This is a genomic window from Luteibacter sp. HAY1-4A (assembly GCF_056755355.1).
On sequence record NZ_JBNDHZ010000050.1, the window covers coordinates 1 to 17,167 of the forward strand.

The window sequence follows — 17,167 nt, forward strand, 5'->3', positions numbered from 1 at the left end:
AGATGTGTATAAGAGACAGATGAAATCGACCTGCACGACCTTCTCTTTCTGCTTTTCCTGCGTCTTGGGCGGCGCCATGGGCGCGACCAGCAGCAGGAAGGCGAACGAGTGCAGCGCGATGGCTACTGCCAACGCACTTGTGCGCCCCCAACTGAACGGCGCTTGGCCGGTTGATTCGTTACTTGAGGCCATCAGTCACTATCAAGAGCTAATCAAGCGGAAGTGAGCCCGCACTGCTCGTCCGGCGTTGACGGCTTGACAATGCCGAAAACGCAGGTTTCTGCAAGCGGAAAGATATGCAAGTTACACCAGCATATAGCGTTTGTATAGCACCTGAAGGGAGGATTTATAACGATTCATATCCCCCCCTTCCGGGTCTTTACAAGCGTTTACTTGCCGGTACCTGCGGTTTTCAACCAGGCATTGGCCTTGGCAGACGTTTCAGGGTCCTGGGCCGCGAGCTTCATGTCCGCGATGGCACCCTGCTTGTTCTTCTGACCACGCTTGGCTTCCGCACGCAGCATGTAGGCCTGGCCCTTATGCTGCACACCCTTGCTGATGGCATCCGTCGCCGACTTTTCAGCGGCGGCGTACTGGTTTTCCTGGAGTTGCACGCGTGCGACCTTCAGCGCCGGCTCGCCGTTCGTGGCGACCTTGGCAGCTTCCTGATACGCAGCGAGCGCGTTCTTCATGTCGTCGCCGGTGACGTACGAGTCGCCGAGCAGGTTGTAGTTCTCGCCCGACTTCTGCACCACGCCCTTGTCGAAGCCTTCCTTCAGCACCGCGGCAGCCTTGCCGGCGTTCGACGCCTGGCGCTCGGTGTGATCCTGGCCGTCGATGAGGTAGACCTTGGCGAGGTTCACGTACTGCTTCTCGTCCTTGAAGGCGCCGGCACTGCGGGCCTTCTCGAGGAGCTGGATGGCTTCCGGATACTTCTGTGCCTGGATGAGCGACGAGGCGGCGTTGTTGATGGCTGTGGCGTCGTTCGGATTCTTCTGCAGCGCTTCGGTCGCGAGCGCGGCGGCCTTGTCGCCCTGGCCCGTCTCGGCATAGCTGGCGGCGAGGATCTGGTCCCACGAACCCTGCGGCTTCGCGTCCGGCATGGACTTGGCCTTGGTGATCGCGGCGATCGCTTCCGGATACTTCTCGAGGCGGTAATCGATGTTGCCTTCGAGGCCGTAGGAATCGGCGGTTTCCTTCTTGCCTTCGTTGCGCCACTCCTGCAACGACTGCAGCGCCGGAGCGTACTGCTCGTCGGCAACGAGGAACTGCGTGTACATGTACTTCAGCTGGAAGTAGGTGTCGTTCGGCATCACGCCGATATCGAGCGCCTGCTTGAGCGTAGCGATGGCGCCTTTGATGTCGCCGTCGTTGTACTTCATGTTGGCGATGCCCTGGAGGGCCAGCGCCTGGGCGTACTTGCTGCTGGTGCCCGAACCGTCGGCCAGCGGCTGCAGAATCTGCAGGGCCTTGTCCTTCTCGCCGTTGTTGGCGGCGTCCAGACCTTCGTTCAGGGCCTTCTGGTCTTTCTCGCTCTTGAGGTCGAGCTTGGGTTCCGCACGCGTCGCATTCGGGTACAGCGCTTCTTTCTTTTCCTGAGGCTTGGAGTCGCGAGCGATCGATGCACCGCTGACGAGGGAAAGTGCGATGGCCGTGGCGAGCGCGAACTTGCTGAGGGAACCCTGTTTCATTGAATGACCTCGGTTGTAGGAGTCACCGCACAAGGCGGCTCTCCGGGGGACTACAGAGGTTACCCTGATTCGATTCCTAAGAACAAGTCGCAGTGCAAGAAAAAATGAGAGTCAAAACAATGACTTGTTAGAAGAATGTTGGCGCTTACCTATTTGTAGGTAAAAGGTTGCCTTGAAAACGCCATTTTTATCCACGTTCATCGAAATTGTGACGGCGCTCAAGAAACGCGTGCAGTGCACACGGAACCGGTTCACAGGTGCATCAGACATTCTTCCCTGGGAGGCATGAACCTGAGACGTAGCCCGTAAGCGGCATGCCCGTAGCACCCCCCGGTGGCAGCATCGATTGTGTCGACACACCTACATCGAAAGCTTTATTTGGTACTGGCGCGCCCTTGGCGACAATGACGCACACCGGCCTTTTAGCGGTGTGTGCGAACACGTCAAGGAGCGGTCATGGAAAGGACGTACGACGAGGTTCTGTCTTCCCGGCAAACGGATGATATGTTGGGAAACTGGCTTCTACCTCATCCGGGGAAGCGATCTTCGAAGCAACATCCCGAAGGTGTTGTAAAGGCAATCTTCTCGGTGCCAGATAACAGAGTCCGAGAGTTCCAGGCAAACGAAATGTGGACGTACTTCCACCTCTTTCCGCCGGAAGGCACGTGGAGCCTGCATTGGTATGGTGGCATGAGTCCAGGAGGCTGGAACGGTCCGGGACCCACGGGGCTTGCGCTCGTCGAGTCATTGGGCTTGTCCGTCCACCTGCCGCTGCACATTCCCCCCGGGGAGTTCGACCCCGTGGGGGAGTACGCGATCGGCCCGAGTCCCGTGAGAAACACTTTCCACTGTAACTACGGGATCGGCCATGATTTGAGCGAATATGGGACTACGCGATATGTGCGTTTCAGCGCATCAAAGGGGCGGCTTCAGGTAACCAGAACCGAGGAAGGCAAATTCTTGGGTGAATTCGAGGTTTCCATTCCGTTGAGTCCCATACGGCCTGCTCCATTCGAGCCCGAGGGGACACCTGATTACGAGCCGCCCGAATTCACCTTGGTAACCCGAAGCGGGACGTTCCTCTTTCCTCCCGCCCTAATCCCGTGATCTCATAACTTGAACGGAGCACTATCGACCTCGATCGCCATCAGACGTCGAGGTTGGCCACCTTCAATGCGTTCGATTCGATGAAGTCGCGGCGCGGTTCGACGGCTTCGCCCATCAGCATCGAGAACATCTGGTCGGCGGCAACGGCGTCCTCGATGCCCACCTGCAGCATGCGGCGCGTTTCCGGGTTCACCGTGGTTTCCCACAGCTGCTCGGGATTCATTTCGCCCAGGCCCTTGAAGCGCTGAATGGTGCGGCCCTTCTTCGCTTCGTCGAGCAGCCAGTTGCGTACGTCGGCGAACGAAAGCACGCCGCGCGAGCCGTTGCCGCGGCGAACCACGGCGCCCGCCTGCAGGCCCAATTGCGAGAGCTGCTGCGCGATCGACTGGATGGCACGGAACTCGGTGCCGGCGAAGAACGCCTGCGGCATGATCCACGTGTGGCTCAGGCCATGCTGCATGCGCTCCACTTCGATCGCCGCACCCTGCTCATTGAGCGCAGCGCGGAAGCGGAGGGCGTACGTGGGCTTGCCGAGCCCGCTGGCACTGAGACGCCGGGCGAGGCCGTCCAGCCAGGCCTGCATGCCGGCGGCGTCGCTCCAATGACCATCCACCATCGGGGCATGCTCGATCATGGCGGTGAGCACGGCCACGTCGAAGCGATGGCTCAACCGCTGGATCTGATCCAGCGCCGTCTGGTAATCGCGCAGGAGCTTTTCGAGCGCCACGCCATCGATGGCCGGCGCACCCTCTTCCGGCGTCAGTGAGGCGTTGTCCACCGCACTGGCGATGAGGTAGTCGTTCAGGACGGTGTCGTCCTTGATGTACATCTCCTGCTTGCCCTGCTTCACCTTGTACAGCGGCGGCAGGCCGATGTAGACGTGCCCGCGCTCGATGAGCTCCGGCATCTGGCGGTAGAAGAAGGTGAGCAGCAGCGTGCGGATGTGCGAGCCGTCCACGTCCGCGTCGGTCATGATGATGATGCGGTGGTAGCGCAGCTTGTCCGGGTTGTACTCCTCCTTGCCGATACCCGTGCCAAGCGCGGTGATCAGCGTGCCGACTTCGGCGGAGGAAATCATCTTGTCGAAGCGGGCCTTCTCCACGTTGAGGATCTTGCCCTTCAACGGCAGCACGGCCTGGGTACGGCGATTGCGGCCCTGCTTCGCGGAGCCGCCTGCGGAGTCACCCTCCACCAGGAACAGTTCGGAAAGCGCGGGATCCTTTTCCTGGCAGTCGGCGAGCTTGCCCGGCAGGCCGGCAATGTCCAGCGCGCCCTTGCGGCGAGTCATCTCGCGCGCCTTGCGGGCCGCTTCGCGGGCGCGGGCGGCGTCCACGGCCTTGGAGGCGATGGCCTTGCTTTCGGCCGGATGCTCCAGGAGGAACTCGGCGAGCTTGTCGTTGACGACCTGCTCCACCGCCGTCTTCACCTCGCTGGAGACCAGCTTGTCCTTGGTCTGCGACGAGAACTTCGGGTCCGGCACCTTCACCGAGAGCACGGCGATCAGGCCTTCGCGCATGTCGTCGCCGGAGAGGCCGACCTTCGCGTTCCTGGCCAGGCCTTCCTTCTCGATGTAGCTCTGCAGCGTGCGGGTCAGCGCCGCACGGAAGCCCGTGAGGTGGGTGCCGCCGTCGCGCTGCGGAATGTTGTTGGTGAAGCAGAACATCGTTTCCTGGTACGCGTCCGTCCACTGCATCGCCACTTCGACGGTGATGCCTTCGGAGAACGAGCTGAAGCTGATCACGTTGGGATGCAACGCGGTCTTCAGCTGGGCCAGGTGCTGCACGAACGACTTGATGCCGCCCTCGTACGCGAAGATGTCCTTGCGGTCGTTCCGCTCGTCCACCAGCTCGATAGTGACGCCGGAATTGAGGAAGGCCAGCTCGCGCAGGCGCTTCGCCAGGATGTCGTAGTGGAACTCGATGTTGCTGGTGAAGGTGGCCGGGCTGGGCAGGAAGCGCACCAGGGTGCCGCGGCGGTTCGCGTCGCCGACCGCGGCGATCGGGGCCAGAGGTTCGCCATGGGCGTATTCCTGGCGGTACTCCTTGCCGTCGCGCCAGATCGTCAGCCACAGCTTCTGGCTGAGGGCGTTCACGACAGACACGCCGACGCCGTGCAGGCCGCCGGACACCTTGTAGGAGTTGGCGTCGAACTTGCCGCCCGCATGGAGCACGGTCATCACCACCTCGGCGGTGGACTTGCCCTCTTCCGGATGCATATCCACCGGGATGCCGCGGCCGTTGTCGTCGACACCGACCGAGCCGTCCTGGTGAATCGTGACCTTGACGTAGTCGCAGTACCCGGCCAGGGCCTCGTCGATGGCGTTGTCCACCACCTCGAACACCATGTGATGAAGGCCAGTGCCGTCATCGGTGTCGCCGATATACATGCCGGGGCGCTTACGGACGGCGTCGAGACCCTTCAGGACCTTGATGCTGCCGGAATCGTAGGCGTTCGAGTTCGTGGTCGGATCGAGAGGTTCGTTCATGCGATGCCCGGTGATGGCGCCAGAGTGCGGCCCCGAGTGGCGCGGAAAGGCCTCGGGACAGTCGGTCGATTATAGCAAAGCTGTGACGGCACCCTGTTCCACGTGGAACATCGCAACGGGTTGATCGGCAAGGGCCGAAGGAACCTCTGTGCCGGTCACGAAAACCTGGGCGTCGCGCCCTAAGAGTTGCCCCACAACCCACTCTTGATGGGTACGATCGAGCTCGGATGCAAGGTCGTCGAGGCAGACGACAGGCCATTCTCCGCGGATTTCGGCATGGAGGGAGGCCTGGCCCAAGAGGCACGCGAGAGCACAGAGCTTCTCCTGGCCTCGCGATAGATGTTCACGAAGAGGCGCCTGCTCGAAGGCCACCGAAAAGTCGGCGCGGTGGGGGCCGACGGTCGTATGGCCTCGTGCCAGGTCTCGCTGCCTGCGTTCCGCCAAGGTATGTGCGAGATCGGACATCTCATCCCACCCGGGACGATACTTAATGGAAAACGGCCCCAGTTCGGGCAGCACGTTCCCCATGAAACCCTGAATGTGCGGCAGCACCCGGGAGAGGTAGTCCCGCCGATAGCTCGTGATGCCTTCCCCCGCTGAGGCGAGTTCCGCCTCCCAGGGCTCAAGAAGTGCGGGGTCGGGGTTCCCGCCCTGCCGCAGAAGCGAATTGCGTTGCTTCAGTGCACGCTGGTAACGGCGCCACTGGCCCACGAATCCATGTTCCACGTGGAACAAACCCCAGTCGAGGTAGCGTCGGCGCTCATCGGACGGGCCGGCGATCAAATCGTGAGAGCCGGGCTCGAAACACACTACGGCGCATTCCTGAACCAAAGTACCCAGGGACGCCGCGGAATCTCCATCCACCCTCGCCTGCCAACGGCCGCCTTCCCTTCCCAAGCCCAACCGGCGGAGGCCACCGTCGGCCTTGCGCACCTCGGCATACACCGAAAGCGCCGCGGCACCCCGCTTCAGCAGCACATCGCGAGAGCCGGCGCGGAACGATCTTCCGTGCGAAAGCAGGTAGGCAGCTTCCAGAACGCTGGTCTTGCCGGCGCCGTTCGGGCCGACGAACACGTTGATCCCGGCAGCCGGCGTCACCGACACCTGCTCCAGGCAACGCAGTCCGGCGATCCGCAGCAACTCGAACTTCATCAGGTTCCCTGGCCAATCCAGAACGAGAAACGCCGGGGTGTCTGAGACATCCCGGCGTCGTGGGGCCCCACTTTAGCGTGGTTCGCCGTCAGAGACGAAGCGGCATCACCACGTGACGGGCCTCGTCGTTGCCCTCTTCCTGCAACAGACAGCTCGACTGGGCGTCGCGCAGGTTGATGCGCACCTTCTCGCCACGGAGGGCACCGAGGGCGTCCAGCAGGTAACCCACGTTGAAACCCACTGCCAGGTCGTCCACGACCGTCTCGGCTTCCACCTCTTCCTGGGCTTCTTCCTGCTCCGGATTGTGCGCGACGATCTTGATGCGGCCCGGGGTGAGTTCCAGCTTCACGCCGCGGTACTTCTCGTTGGAGAGGATGGCCGCGCGCTGCAAGGCGCTGCGCAGCACGTCGCGCTCGATCGTGGCTGTCTTGTCGGCCCCGAGCGGGATCACCGCTTCGTAGTCCGGGAAACGCCCGTCGATCAGCTTGGAGGTGAACACCACCCCGCCGCGCCGCACGCGCAGGTGGTTTCGGCCGAACTCGAGCTCCACCGAACCTTCGCCCGATTCGAACAGGCCGATCAGTTCGTTCACGCCCTTGCGCGGAATGATGATCTGGCGGCGAGCCGAGACCGAGCTCTCCAGCTTGGTTTCCTTGAGCGCCAGGCGGTGGCCGTCGGTGGCCACGCAGCGAAGCGTGTGCTCCTGGAGATCCAGCAGCATGCCGTTCAAGTAGTAACGCACGTCCTGGTTCGCCATGGCGAAGGCGGTGCGGTCCATCAGGTCGCGCAGCACTTCTTCCGGCAGCGTGACGCGCTCGACGAGTTCGATTTCGTCGATGGTCGGAAATTCGCTGGAGGGCAGCGTGGCCAGCGTGAAGCGGCTGCGGCCCGCATTCAGCGCGATGCGCTCGCCGTTCAACTTGACGTCGATCTTCGCGCCATCGGGAAGCGCGCGAACGATGTCGAACAGCTTGCGGGCGGGGATGGTGATCTCGCCTTCCTGCACGCCGTCGGCGGCCGTGGTGGCGATCATCTCCACTTCGAGGTCGGTACCGGTGAAGGACACCTCGCTACCGGAGGCGCGAACCAGCAGGTTGGCCAGCACGGGCAGCGTCTGGCGGCGTTCCACGACGCCCACCACCTGCTGCAGGGGTTTGAGCAGTACTTCCCTCTGGATGCTGAATTGCATGCGTCCCCTACTCCTGCTTTTAAGTTTTTAAGATTTTATTAGTGGTAGTTGTTGGGCCGGTGGATATCTTGACAAGCCCGAAAACACGTTTTGTTTCAAAAGCTTGATTCAAGATATCGACTGGCTTGAACACGCGGTTTCGTGTGGGTGCCTTGTGGATAACTTCGGGCCTCGAAACCGTCCTCCGTCCATCCACCTATTATCCACAGCTTCTCAGCCCGTCAATATACGTATGAGTTGCTCCCAGTCCTGGCGCATGCGTACGTCTTTCTCGCAGAAACCGCGGATCGTCCGGCAGGCGTGCAGCACCGTCGTGTGGTCGCGACCACCGAAGGCCTCCCCGATCTCCGGGAGGCTGTGCTCGGTCAGCTCCTTGGACAGGGCCATGGCCACCTGCCGGGGACGCGCCAGCGAGCGCACACGGCGCTTGGAGAGCAGGTCGGACAGGCGCACCTGGTAGTAATCGGCCACCGTCTTCTGGATGTTCGGCACCGTGACGGCCTGGGCATGCGTGTTCAGCAGGTCGCGCAGGGTTTCTTCGGCGAAGTCGGTGGTGATCGGCTTGCGATAGAAGTTGGCGCGCGCCGCGAGCGTGTTGAGCGCGCCCTCGAGGTCGCGCACGTTGGACCGGATGCGCTTGGCCAGCAGCATCGCCACGTCCTCGGACACTTCCATGTCCTTCTCCGCCGCCTTGGAGAGCAGGATGGCGGCGCGGGTTTCGAAGTCGGGCGGCTCGATCGCCACCGAGAGGCCCCAGCCCAGGCGCGACTTGAGGCGCGGCTCGAGCTTGTCGAGTTCCTTCGGGTAGCGGTCGCAGGTGAGGATGATCTGCTGCTTCGCCTCGAACAGCGCATTGAAGGTGTGGAAGAACTCCTCCTGCGTCGTGTCCTTGCCGGCGAAGAACTGGATGTCGTCGATAAGCAGCGCATCCACGGAACGGAAGCGACGCTTGAAGTCGTCCATGTTCTTCTGCTGCAGCGCCTTCACCATGCCGCTGACGAACTGCTCCGAACGAAGGTAAAGCACCTTCGCGCCCGGATTGTTCTGCATGAGCATGTTGCCGGCGGCGTGCATGAGGTGGGTCTTGCCGAGGCCGGTGCCGCCATAGAGCAGCAGCGGGTTGTACGCACGGCCCGGGTTCATGGCCACCTGCATGGCGGCGGCCTTGCCCAGCTGGTTCGACTTGCCTTCGACGAAGGTTTCGAACGTGTAGTGCGGATCGAGGTTGTGCACGTGCGGCGGCTCGTGCGCCGGCTCCGCCATGCGCGGCGCGGCGTGGGCGGGGCTTGGCGCCATGGACGACGCCGGGCGGCCCGGTGCCGGCCGGGTGCCGGACGAGCCTACTTCCAGGCGAACGGGCAGGTTGCGGCCGCTCAGGTGTTCGACGATCGACTGGATCTTGTCCAGGTACTGCTCGCGCACCGTGTCCAGCGAATAGGGGTTGGGCGCGTAAAGGAACAGGCCGTGCCCGTCCTCCCTGGCTTGCAACGGCATCAGCCAGGTATGGACGTCCTCGGACGTCAACTCGCCTTCAAGACGCTCGAGACAGCGCCTCCAGAGATCACTCATCGGGTATTCTTGCCACAGCAGGGGCGCGTGCGCGCGGGGTGGACGACGAAGTCTACCAGTGTTCCGCCCCCGCCTCGGGCTCCCGGTCGTCGCGAAGCCCCTGTGTCGTCGTTCGCCCAAGCGGTTGACAGTCTTACGGAATGTCACGCATACTTTCGGGCCTTTTTCCCTCTTCATCCGGATGTAGCGCCATGAAGCGTACTTTCCAGCCCAGCAAGCTCAAGCGTGCCCGCACGCACGGCTTCCGCGCCCGCATGGCCACCGCCGACGGCCGCAAGATCATCAACGCCCGTCGCGCGAAGGGTCGCAAGCGCCTGATCCCGTAAGCGGCTCGCCTGTCGTGCGCGCCGCCGCCTTGCCGCGCGATGCGCGGTTACGCCGCGCCGCCGACTTCGCCGCATTGCGAACAGTCAGCGGTCGCCTCGGCGGCCGCTGTTTTCTTTTGCGCTTCGGAAACAACGACGCCGGCACCGCCCGGCTCGGCCTGGCCATCTCCAAGCGGTGCTCCAAGCGTGCCGTCGATCGCAACCGGATCAAGCGTCTGGCGCGCGAGGCATTTCGCCGTGCGCGGCCCGCGCTGCCGGCGGTCGACATTCTCGTCATGGCCCGCGACTGCGCCGTCGGCGAGCCGGGTGCCGTCCTCCTGGCCGAGCTCGATGGCCTGTTCCGCCGTATCCGGCCGTTGAAGCGCGAGGGTGCCGACGGCACAATCGCGAGTTGACCTCACCGTTCTTCTTCCCGCCTTCCCGGCCAGCCGGCCGTGGCTCCCCTTCGGATCTGGCCTAAGCAATGAATCAAACGCGCACGCTCCTCTTCTTCGCGCTCATGTTCGTGGCGTACCTGCTGTGGACGGAGTGGGAGAAGGACTACGGCCCCCAACCGGTTGCCCCGACGCCCGCCGCGCAGACCGATGCGGCCGCCGGCGCAGGCAAGGCGAACACGGACGGCAGCGTGCCCGGCTCCGCCGCGCCCGCCACGGTGCCGAACGAGACGGCAGCCCCGGCCGACGGCAAGGGCGAACTGGTCACGCTGTCGAACGATGTGCTGCGCCTGACGATCGATACCCGCGGCGGCAGCATCGTGCGTTCCGAACTGCTCGCGTATCCGAAAGACCCGGTCACGAAGAAGGATCCGAATCCGCCGCCGGCCCGCCTGCTCAACGATGACCCGGCACACTTCTTCGCGGCACAGAACGGCCTGGTCAGCAGCACCGGTGCCGCGCCCGACCATCGCGCCCTCTTCCATGCGGACAAGACCGACGTCACGCTGGCCGACGGCCAGAAGTCGGCGAGCCTCGACCTCACGTGGACCGATCCGTCCGGCGTGAAGGTGGTGAAGCGCTATACGCTCAACCGCACCAACTATGTGGTGGACCTCGACCAGCGCATCGAGAACGGTTCGACCGCTGCCTGGTCGGGCAACGCATACCAGCAGCTGCAGCGCGTGCCGGCACCCAAGGCGAGCTGGCTCAAGGCCTACACCGATCCGGAGCAGCACAGCTTCTTCGGTGCCGCGTGGTACAGCCCGGACAACAAGTTCGAGTCGCTGCACTTCGACGACTTCGGCAAGAAGCCGCTCAACCGCCAGATCACCGGCGGCTGGGTCAGCATGCTGCAGCACTACTTCTTCGTCGCCTGGATTCCGCAGGCCGACCAGAGCGTGACCTACAGCAGCAACATCGTCGACCCCAACACCGCCACGCCGCGTTACCTCGTGCGCGCGTTCGGTCCCGCCATCCAGGTGGCGCCGGGCCAGAGCGCCGACAGCGTCGCGCGCCTGTACGTCGGCCCCAAGCTGCAGGGCACGCTCGACGTCATCGCGCCGGGCCTCGAACTCACCAGCAACTACGGCTGGCTGACCATCATCGCCCAGCCGTTGCACTGGCTGCTGTCGCAGCTGCACGCCATCAGCGGCAACTGGGGCGTGGCCATCATCCTGCTCGTGCTGCTCATCAAGGCCGCGTTGTTCAAGCTCACCGATGCGCAGTTCCGCTCGGGTGCGCGCATGCGCAAGCTGCAGCCGCGCGTCGCCGCGCTCAAGGAGCGTTACGGCGACGACCGCATGAAGATGCAGCAGGCGATGATGGAGCTATACAAGAAGGAGAAGGTGAATCCGATGGCGGGCTGCCTGCCCATCCTCATCACCTTCCCCATCTTTATCGGCCTGCTTCGCGTCCTGTCCGAGTCCATCGAACTGCGCCAGGCGCCGTTCGTCGGCTGGATCCACGATCTCTCGGCGCCCGACCCGCTCTACGTGCTGCCGGTGCTGTACTTCCTGGTCACGCTGCTCACGCAGCGCATGATGCCCACCGCGGGCATGGATCCGACCCAGGCCAAGATGATGAAGGTGATGCCGCTGATCTTCGGCGTGTTCTTCGCCTTCTTCCCGGCGGGCCTCGTGCTCTACTGGACGGTGAACGGTGCCACCAGCCTGCTCCAGCAGTGGTGGATCAACCGCAGCGTCGACAAGGCCGACCTCAAGGCCAAGACGGCCTGATCATCCGGACGGCGCGTCGAAGGACGCGCCGTCCAGCCATAGAAGGTCACGCATGAACCACGGCGACGACACCATCGCGGCCATCGCCACCGGCGCCGGCGCGGCGGGTGTCGGCGCCGTTCGCGTGTCCGGCCCGCTGGTTCCTTCCATCGCGCGCAACATGCTCGGCCGCGAGCCCTCGCCACGCCACGCGCACTTCGCCGCGTTCCGTGACGGTGGCGGCGATCTGATCGACCGCGGCATCCTGCTCTACTTTCCGGCACCGGCGTCCTACACCGGCGAACATGTGCTGGAACTGCAAGGCCACGGCAGCACGGTGTTGCTCGACGCCCTGCTTCGCCGCGTGGTTGCGCTCGGCGCCCGCCTCGCACGTCCCGGCGAATTCACCGAACGCGCCTTCCTCAACGGCAAGCTCGACCTGGCGCAGGCGGAAGCAGTGGCCGACGTCGTCGCCGCCACCTCCGAGGCCGGTGCGCGCGCCGCGCTGCGTTCGATGGAAGGTGTTTTCTCCGCGCGCGTGGAGGCGCTGCTCGTCGAGTTGATCGCCTTGCGTGTGCACATCGAAGCCGCCATCGATTTCCCCGAAGAGGAAATCGACTTCCTCGCCGATCCCGTCATCGGCGACAAGCTCGCGGCGCTACGCGCGAACCTCGATGCGCTGCTGGTGGAAACGCGACGCGGTGTCCGCTTGAACGACGGCATCGCCGTGGCCATCGTCGGCCGTCCCAACGCTGGCAAGTCCAGCCTGCTGAATGCGCTGGCGGGGCAGGAACGCGCCATCGTCACCGACATTCCGGGCACCACGCGCGACGTGCTGCGCGAGTCGGTCACGATCGATGGCGCTACCTTGGAACTCGCGGACACGGCGGGGCTGCGCGAGTCGGACGACATCGTGGAACGCGAAGGCATCCGCCGCGCACGGGCGCAACTCGAGCGCTGCGATGTCGCGCTCCTCGTGACCGATGTCGAGCATGCCGAAGATGACCTGGCATTCTTCGCGGGCACACCGTCACATGCCATGCGCATCGTCGCGATCAACAAGATCGATCTCACGCAGGCGGCAGCGCATCGTGAGACACGTGGCGAACGTGAAACGCTCTGGCTTTCCGCCCGTACTGGCGAAGGCCTTGATGCGCTTCGCGCCTTGCTCAGGGATCTCGCCACCGCAGGTGCGGGCGAAGGTGCCTTCAGCGCACGCCGCCGCCACGTCGTGGCGCTCGAAGTGGTACGCGATCACCTGGCCCGGGCGGCGTATGCCTTGCACGACAGCCACGCCGGGGAACTTGCGGCCGAGGAACTGCGCCATGCGCAACAGGCACTGGGCGAGATCACCGGCGCCTACTCGTCCGACGATCTCTTGGGCGCGATCTTCGGTTCGTTCTGTATCGGCAAGTAACTAAAGCGCGCGCATCATCAGCAGGTCGCGCTGCGGATCGTCGCCCACGTGGAAGATGTGCTCGCCCACGGTAGCGAAGCCGTATTTTTCATAGAAACGCGTGGCTTTCGGGTTGTTCTCCCAGACGCCAAGCCATATCGCATCCGCGTTCCGCTGCCTCGCCTCGTCGAGGCATGCCGCCATGAGCAGTTGCGCGATGCCCTTGCCGTGGAAGGCTGAGTCCACATAGATGCGGTGGATTTCCACGGGGTTCGTTCCCGTGATTTCCGCGGGACGGTGGCCCTGGCGAACCTGTGCGAAGGCGATGAGAGCGTCGACCGCCGTGCAGACGAAGGTCGCGACGTCCGGATCGCCGATTTCCCGTTGCTGGATCGCCTCGCCGAAATGGCGCTCGCCATGCGCCGCCATTTCGGCCTCGCTGTTGAACGCGCCGAACGTCTGCCGGAACGTTCGCTCCATCAATTCCGCAAGGGCCGCGGCATCGCGGGGTTCGGCACGGCGCAGCAGGGGTTCGGTCGGTGTATCGGTCTGGGTCATGCGGAAACTCTACCGCGTCGTCCGTGCCTCGTCAGTACGACTTGGCGGCCTCGCCCTGCTCGCGGCTGTCCGCGGTGACCGACACGGCCCAGATGCTCAGGCCGCCGAGCGCAAGCACGCTGCCGACCCAACCGGGGGAGGTCCAGCCGTAGCCGTGCGCGATGGCAAGCCCACCGAGGAAGGGACCCAGCGCGTTTGCGGTATTGAACGCCGAGTGGTTCAGCGACGCAGCCAGCCCCTGGGCGTCGCCAGCCACGTCCATCAGCCGCGTCTGCAACACGGTGCCGAGCGCACCGCCGATGCCGATGAAGAAGACATTCAGTCCCAGCGCCCACACGTTGCCTGCGGTGAACGGTACCGCCGCCAGCATCGCGGTGCTCCATACGAGCAGCATGCCGGCCGTGCGCGTGAGCGCGCGATCGGCGAATACCGGCACGATCATGTTGCCGGCAGTGAGACCGATGCCGAACACACCGATGACCCAGGGCACGGTACTCAGCGGCATGTGCGTAACCGAGAGAAGGATGTCGGCGAGATACGTGTACACGGCGAACAGTCCGCCGAAGCCGATGGCTCCGATGCCGAGCGTGAGCCACACCTGCGGACGCTTCAGCGCCCCCAGTTCGCGCAGTGGACTGGCGTTCTCGTCCGCACGCACTTCGGGCGCGAATGCGGCCACCGCGGACATCGTCGCGACGCCGAGCAGCGCCACCAGTGCGAAGGCCCAGCGCCAGCCAACGGCCTGGCCGAGCCAGTTCGCCAGCGGTACACCCACCACCGTGGCGATGGTGAGGCCGAGGAACATCTGCCCCACGGCGCGCGTGCGGCGGTTCGCCGGCACCAGCGACGAGGCCACCAGCGCCGCGACACCGAAGTAGGCACCGTGCGGCAGCCCGGCCAGGAAGCGGAACACCAGCATCCAGTGATAGTTCGGCGACAGACCGGTCAGGCCGTTGAACACCGTGAACATCGCCATGAGGATGAGCAGCAGGCGGCGGCGCGGCACGCGCGCACCGAGCACCGTCATGATCGGCGCGCCCACGACCACGCCCAGTGCATAGGCACTGATCGTGTGCCCGGCGGTCGGCGCGTCGATGCCGAGGCCCTGGGCGAACAGCGGCAGCATGCTCATCGACGCGAATTCGGTGGTACCGATGGCGAAGCCGCCAACGGCCAGGGCCAGGATCACCAGGCCCACGTGGGGAGCACGAACGGGCGGCGTGCCCGGGTTTGACGCGGGTGAGGGAGAAGTCATTGGTAAGCTCGGGGACGTTGGGGCACGCGCACGGTGGTGCGACGCAACATCGCCCTAGGATACGCCTGGCCCTTGCGCCTAGCCACAGCAGTGGCACCGGCAGCCGATAAGCCCGCCCACACCGCGGTGCAGGCGGGCCCATGCCGTACCGATGTTTTTACAGCGCGTATTGGATACCCAGCAGGCCGGTCGACGTTCGCATTGCGGCGTGTTTCACGCGCCAATGGTCGGTCGGAGCGTGGCCCGCGTAACGCGTGCTGCCAAAGGTGAAATCCGTTGCTCCCACATGGATCAGCCGGTATTCCACGAATGCGGAGATGCGTTCCGTCAGTGCCACGCGAAGCCCCAACTTCGCCTGCCATGCCACGGCGAAGTCGGTCGCTCGGTCTCGCGAATTGAAGTGGTTCACTTGCTCACCGGTATCCGGGGTCACCTCGATCGGGCCCGATGGGTTCGTCTGGTAGGAAACGGCCCGGCGTGCTTCTACCAGCGCCAGGCCGACGCCAACCCCCATATAGGGTTCGAACCGTCCGTTCGTGCGGTACGCGAGGACGGCGTTGAGCATCAGCATGTCGACATCCGTGCGCATGCTGGTGGAGAAACGATGCAGTCCGGCGCCGTACTTCTTGGTGGCGATCGAGGTCGGATCGTCCAGCAAGGCCTGGTCCGGCGACGTTCCGATATTCGTCACGCCCGAGGCCTCGGGATTGACCAGGCTCGCATCCTGGCGCGGTGCCAGGCGCATGCCCTCCAGCTCGATCGCAGGCGAGAGACGAGACACGGGGACGTCGAACCGATAACCCACGTGGCCGCCGAACATCTTGCTGCGCCTCTGTTTGGCGCGACCCTGGGTGTTCACCACCAGGTCGAAGTCTCTCATTCCGGGAAGAGCGTGCTCGCCGCGGACGTGGGCCGTGCCGCGCTGCGTGATGTCGTGCGTGGTTCCCCATGCCACGCCGCCGATGAGCCCGCCGTAGACGCCGTTGCCTGGGCGGGTTTCGGCCGCCGTGGTTCCCGACGCTGCGGCGAGCGATATGGCGATGCCGCCGGTCCAATGAAGCTTGCGAACGTGAGTCTGGTGTTGCTGGGACGATTTCATTCCAAATCCATATGAGCGGCGCACCCTGTCGCCCACCGCGTGCGACGGACGCACGAGTGCACGGATCGCGGTCAATCGCGATCACAGGATGTCCGCTGGTAAAGAGGGAGGGGATACAGTCGGCGAATGCCACCACCGACTGCAAGAAAAGTGTGACATACATCACACTTTTCTTGCATTTCGAATTATCTCAACCAAGCCGCTGTCAGAGTTCGGGCACGGGTACCAAGCGGATTATCCGGAGCGTTCTTCGCGCACGAACTCGATGAACGCCCGCAGCGCCGACGTGACACGCCTCTGCCGCGGGTAATACAGCATGAAACCCGGATACGGTGGGCACCAGTCTTCAAGCACCCGCGCCAGCCGCCCTTCCGCCACGAGTTCGCTCACCTGTTCGTCGAGCACCAGGGTGAAGCCGATGCCGGCGAGGGCCGCGTCGAGCGCCAGGCGCAGGTCGCCGAAAGTGACGCGTCCGCGCACGTCCAGTTCGAGTTTCTTCGGTCCCTGCTCGAATTCCCACTTGTAGAGGCGTCCGCTGGGAAAGCGGAAGCGGATGCAGTCGTGCTGGAACAAATCGTTCGGATGCTTTGGAATCCCGTGCCGTGCGACGTATTCCGGGGACGCCACGCAGGCACCCCGCTGATCGCCGCCCATCGGCACGGCGATCATGTCTTCCGGTACCTGCTCCAGGAAACGGATGCCCGCGTCGAATCCGAGGGCCACGATATCGATGAGCCCGTCGTTGTCGACCGCCTCGAACTGGATGTCCGGATAGAGGGCCAGGAAGCGCGGCAGCAATCGCGGCAACAGCAGTTGCGCGGTGACCCGGGGCATGTTGATGCGCAGGGTGCCCGCCGGCGTGGCGCGGAAATTATTCATTTCCTCCAGCGCCTCGCCCACGTCGGCCAGCGCGGGCTCCAGCCTTTCCAGCAGGCGCTGCCCGGCTTCGGTCAGCGACACGCTCCGCGTGGTGCGATGGAACAGCATGACGCCGAGCCGCTCTTCCAGGTTGCGGATGGCGTAGCTGATGGCCGAGGTGGTCAAGGTCAGCTCGGCACCGGCCTTGCGAAAGCTCGCATGGCGCGCGACGGCGGCGAAGGCGGCGAGGTGGGAAAGGTTGTCCGGGCGCATGATTGTCAAGGATAACTCAACAGTTCGTTGCAGAATCCCCGTTGGCACAATGGATTGTTG

General features: G+C 64.1%; 13 protein-coding genes. 4 read left to right on the forward strand and 9 right to left on the reverse strand.

Annotated elements, in window-relative coordinates; genetic code table 11:
* Nucleotides 1–389 precede the first annotated feature (389 nt).
* The 5 genes from ACPYOD_RS15460 to dnaA all read right to left on the reverse strand — a co-directional run bounded on the left by ACPYOD_RS15460 (nucleotide 390) and on the right by dnaA (nucleotide 9,193).
* Nucleotides 390–1,691: a tetratricopeptide repeat protein gene (locus ACPYOD_RS15460; protein ID WP_481302604.1), complete on the reverse strand. Its 1,302-nt coding sequence runs from the start codon at nucleotides 1,689–1,691 to the stop codon at nucleotides 390–392.
* Nucleotides 1,692–2,838: 1,147 nt separating this feature from the next.
* Complete coding sequence (gene gyrB, locus ACPYOD_RS15465; RefSeq protein WP_481302605.1) at nucleotides 2,839–5,283, reverse strand: DNA topoisomerase (ATP-hydrolyzing) subunit B; 2,445 nt, start codon at nucleotides 5,281–5,283, stop codon at nucleotides 2,839–2,841.
* Nucleotides 5,284–5,352: 69 nt separating this feature from the next.
* Complete coding sequence (gene recF / locus ACPYOD_RS15470) at nucleotides 5,353–6,435, reverse strand: DNA replication/repair protein RecF (protein WP_481302606.1); 1,083 nt, start codon at nucleotides 6,433–6,435, stop codon at nucleotides 5,353–5,355.
* 88 nt (nucleotides 6,436–6,523) lie between these two features.
* Nucleotides 6,524–7,624 (reverse strand): DNA polymerase III subunit beta, encoded by a 1,101-nt coding sequence (gene dnaN, locus ACPYOD_RS15475; protein WP_481302607.1) that lies wholly within the window; start codon nucleotides 7,622–7,624, stop codon nucleotides 6,524–6,526.
* A gap of 213 nt (nucleotides 7,625–7,837) precedes the next feature.
* Complete coding sequence (gene dnaA / locus ACPYOD_RS15480; RefSeq protein ID WP_481302608.1) at nucleotides 7,838–9,193, reverse strand: chromosomal replication initiator protein DnaA; 1,356 nt, start codon at nucleotides 9,191–9,193, stop codon at nucleotides 7,838–7,840.
* Nucleotides 9,194–9,384: 191 nt separating this feature from the next.
* Here dnaA and rpmH point away from each other — a divergent pair, with 191 nt between their 5' ends.
* The 4 genes from rpmH (at nucleotide 9,385) to mnmE (ending at nucleotide 13,085) form a co-directional block, all read left to right on the forward strand.
* On the forward strand, nucleotides 9,385–9,519 hold the full coding sequence (rpmH, locus tag ACPYOD_RS15485; RefSeq protein WP_007082494.1) for a 50S ribosomal protein L34: 135 nt from the start codon (nucleotides 9,385–9,387) through the stop codon (nucleotides 9,517–9,519).
* Nucleotides 9,520–9,533: 14 nt separating this feature from the next.
* Complete coding sequence (gene rnpA, locus ACPYOD_RS15490) at nucleotides 9,534–9,914, forward strand: ribonuclease P protein component (RefSeq protein WP_481302609.1); 381 nt, start codon at nucleotides 9,534–9,536, stop codon at nucleotides 9,912–9,914.
* Between the two features lie 68 nt (nucleotides 9,915–9,982).
* Nucleotides 9,983–11,689: a membrane protein insertase YidC gene (gene yidC, locus ACPYOD_RS15495; RefSeq protein WP_481302610.1), complete on the forward strand. Its 1,707-nt coding sequence runs from the start codon at nucleotides 9,983–9,985 to the stop codon at nucleotides 11,687–11,689.
* A gap of 52 nt (nucleotides 11,690–11,741) precedes the next feature.
* Nucleotides 11,742–13,085, forward strand: a complete 1,344-nt coding sequence (gene mnmE / locus ACPYOD_RS15500) for a tRNA uridine-5-carboxymethylaminomethyl(34) synthesis GTPase MnmE (RefSeq protein ID WP_481302611.1) — start codon at nucleotides 11,742–11,744, stop codon at nucleotides 13,083–13,085.
* On the opposite strand, the gene ACPYOD_RS15505 is transcribed toward mnmE, so the two are convergent.
* From ACPYOD_RS15505 to ACPYOD_RS15520, 4 genes are all read right to left on the reverse strand, one after another.
* Nucleotides 13,086–13,622, reverse strand: coding sequence for an N-acetyltransferase family protein (locus ACPYOD_RS15505; RefSeq protein ID WP_481302612.1), 537 nt, complete (start codon nucleotides 13,620–13,622; stop codon nucleotides 13,086–13,088).
* 31 nt (nucleotides 13,623–13,653) lie between these two features.
* A complete protein-coding gene (locus ACPYOD_RS15510) occupies nucleotides 13,654–14,877 on the reverse strand; it encodes an MFS transporter (protein WP_481302613.1) in 1,224 nt (407 codons plus the stop codon).
* 157 nt (nucleotides 14,878–15,034) lie between these two features.
* On the reverse strand, nucleotides 15,035–15,976 hold the full coding sequence (locus tag ACPYOD_RS15515; protein WP_481302614.1) for an outer membrane protein: 942 nt from the start codon (nucleotides 15,974–15,976) through the stop codon (nucleotides 15,035–15,037).
* A gap of 234 nt (nucleotides 15,977–16,210) precedes the next feature.
* On the reverse strand, nucleotides 16,211–17,107 hold the full coding sequence (locus ACPYOD_RS15520; RefSeq protein WP_481302628.1) for a LysR substrate-binding domain-containing protein: 897 nt from the start codon (nucleotides 17,105–17,107) through the stop codon (nucleotides 16,211–16,213).
* Nucleotides 17,108–17,167 lie beyond the last annotated feature (60 nt).

Coding starts and splice junctions, on each gene's coding strand:
- ACPYOD_RS15460 (WP_481302604.1), bottom strand. CDS start 1,691: ATGAAACAGGGTTCCCTCAGCAAGTTCGCGCTCGCCACGGCCATCGCA.
- gyrB (WP_481302605.1), bottom strand. CDS start 5,283: ATGAACGAACCTCTCGATCCGACCACGAACTCGAACGCCTACGATTCC.
- recF (WP_481302606.1), bottom strand. CDS start 6,435: ATGAAGTTCGAGTTGCTGCGGATCGCCGGACTGCGTTGCCTGGAGCAG.
- dnaN (WP_481302607.1), bottom strand. CDS start 7,624: ATGCAATTCAGCATCCAGAGGGAAGTACTGCTCAAACCCCTGCAGCAG.
- dnaA (WP_481302608.1), bottom strand. CDS start 9,193: ATGAGTGATCTCTGGAGGCGCTGTCTCGAGCGTCTTGAAGGCGAGTTG.
- rpmH (WP_007082494.1), top strand. CDS start 9,385: ATGAAGCGTACTTTCCAGCCCAGCAAGCTCAAGCGTGCCCGCACGCAC.
- yidC (WP_481302610.1), top strand. CDS start 9,983: ATGAATCAAACGCGCACGCTCCTCTTCTTCGCGCTCATGTTCGTGGCG.
- mnmE (WP_481302611.1), top strand. CDS start 11,742: ATGAACCACGGCGACGACACCATCGCGGCCATCGCCACCGGCGCCGGC.
- ACPYOD_RS15505 (WP_481302612.1), bottom strand. CDS start 13,622: ATGACCCAGACCGATACACCGACCGAACCCCTGCTGCGCCGTGCCGAA.
- ACPYOD_RS15510 (WP_481302613.1), bottom strand. CDS start 14,877: ATGACTTCTCCCTCACCCGCGTCAAACCCGGGCACGCCGCCCGTTCGT.
- ACPYOD_RS15515 (WP_481302614.1), bottom strand. CDS start 15,976: ATGAAATCGTCCCAGCAACACCAGACTCACGTTCGCAAGCTTCATTGG.
- ACPYOD_RS15520 (WP_481302628.1), bottom strand. CDS start 17,107: ATGCGCCCGGACAACCTTTCCCACCTCGCCGCCTTCGCCGCCGTCGCG.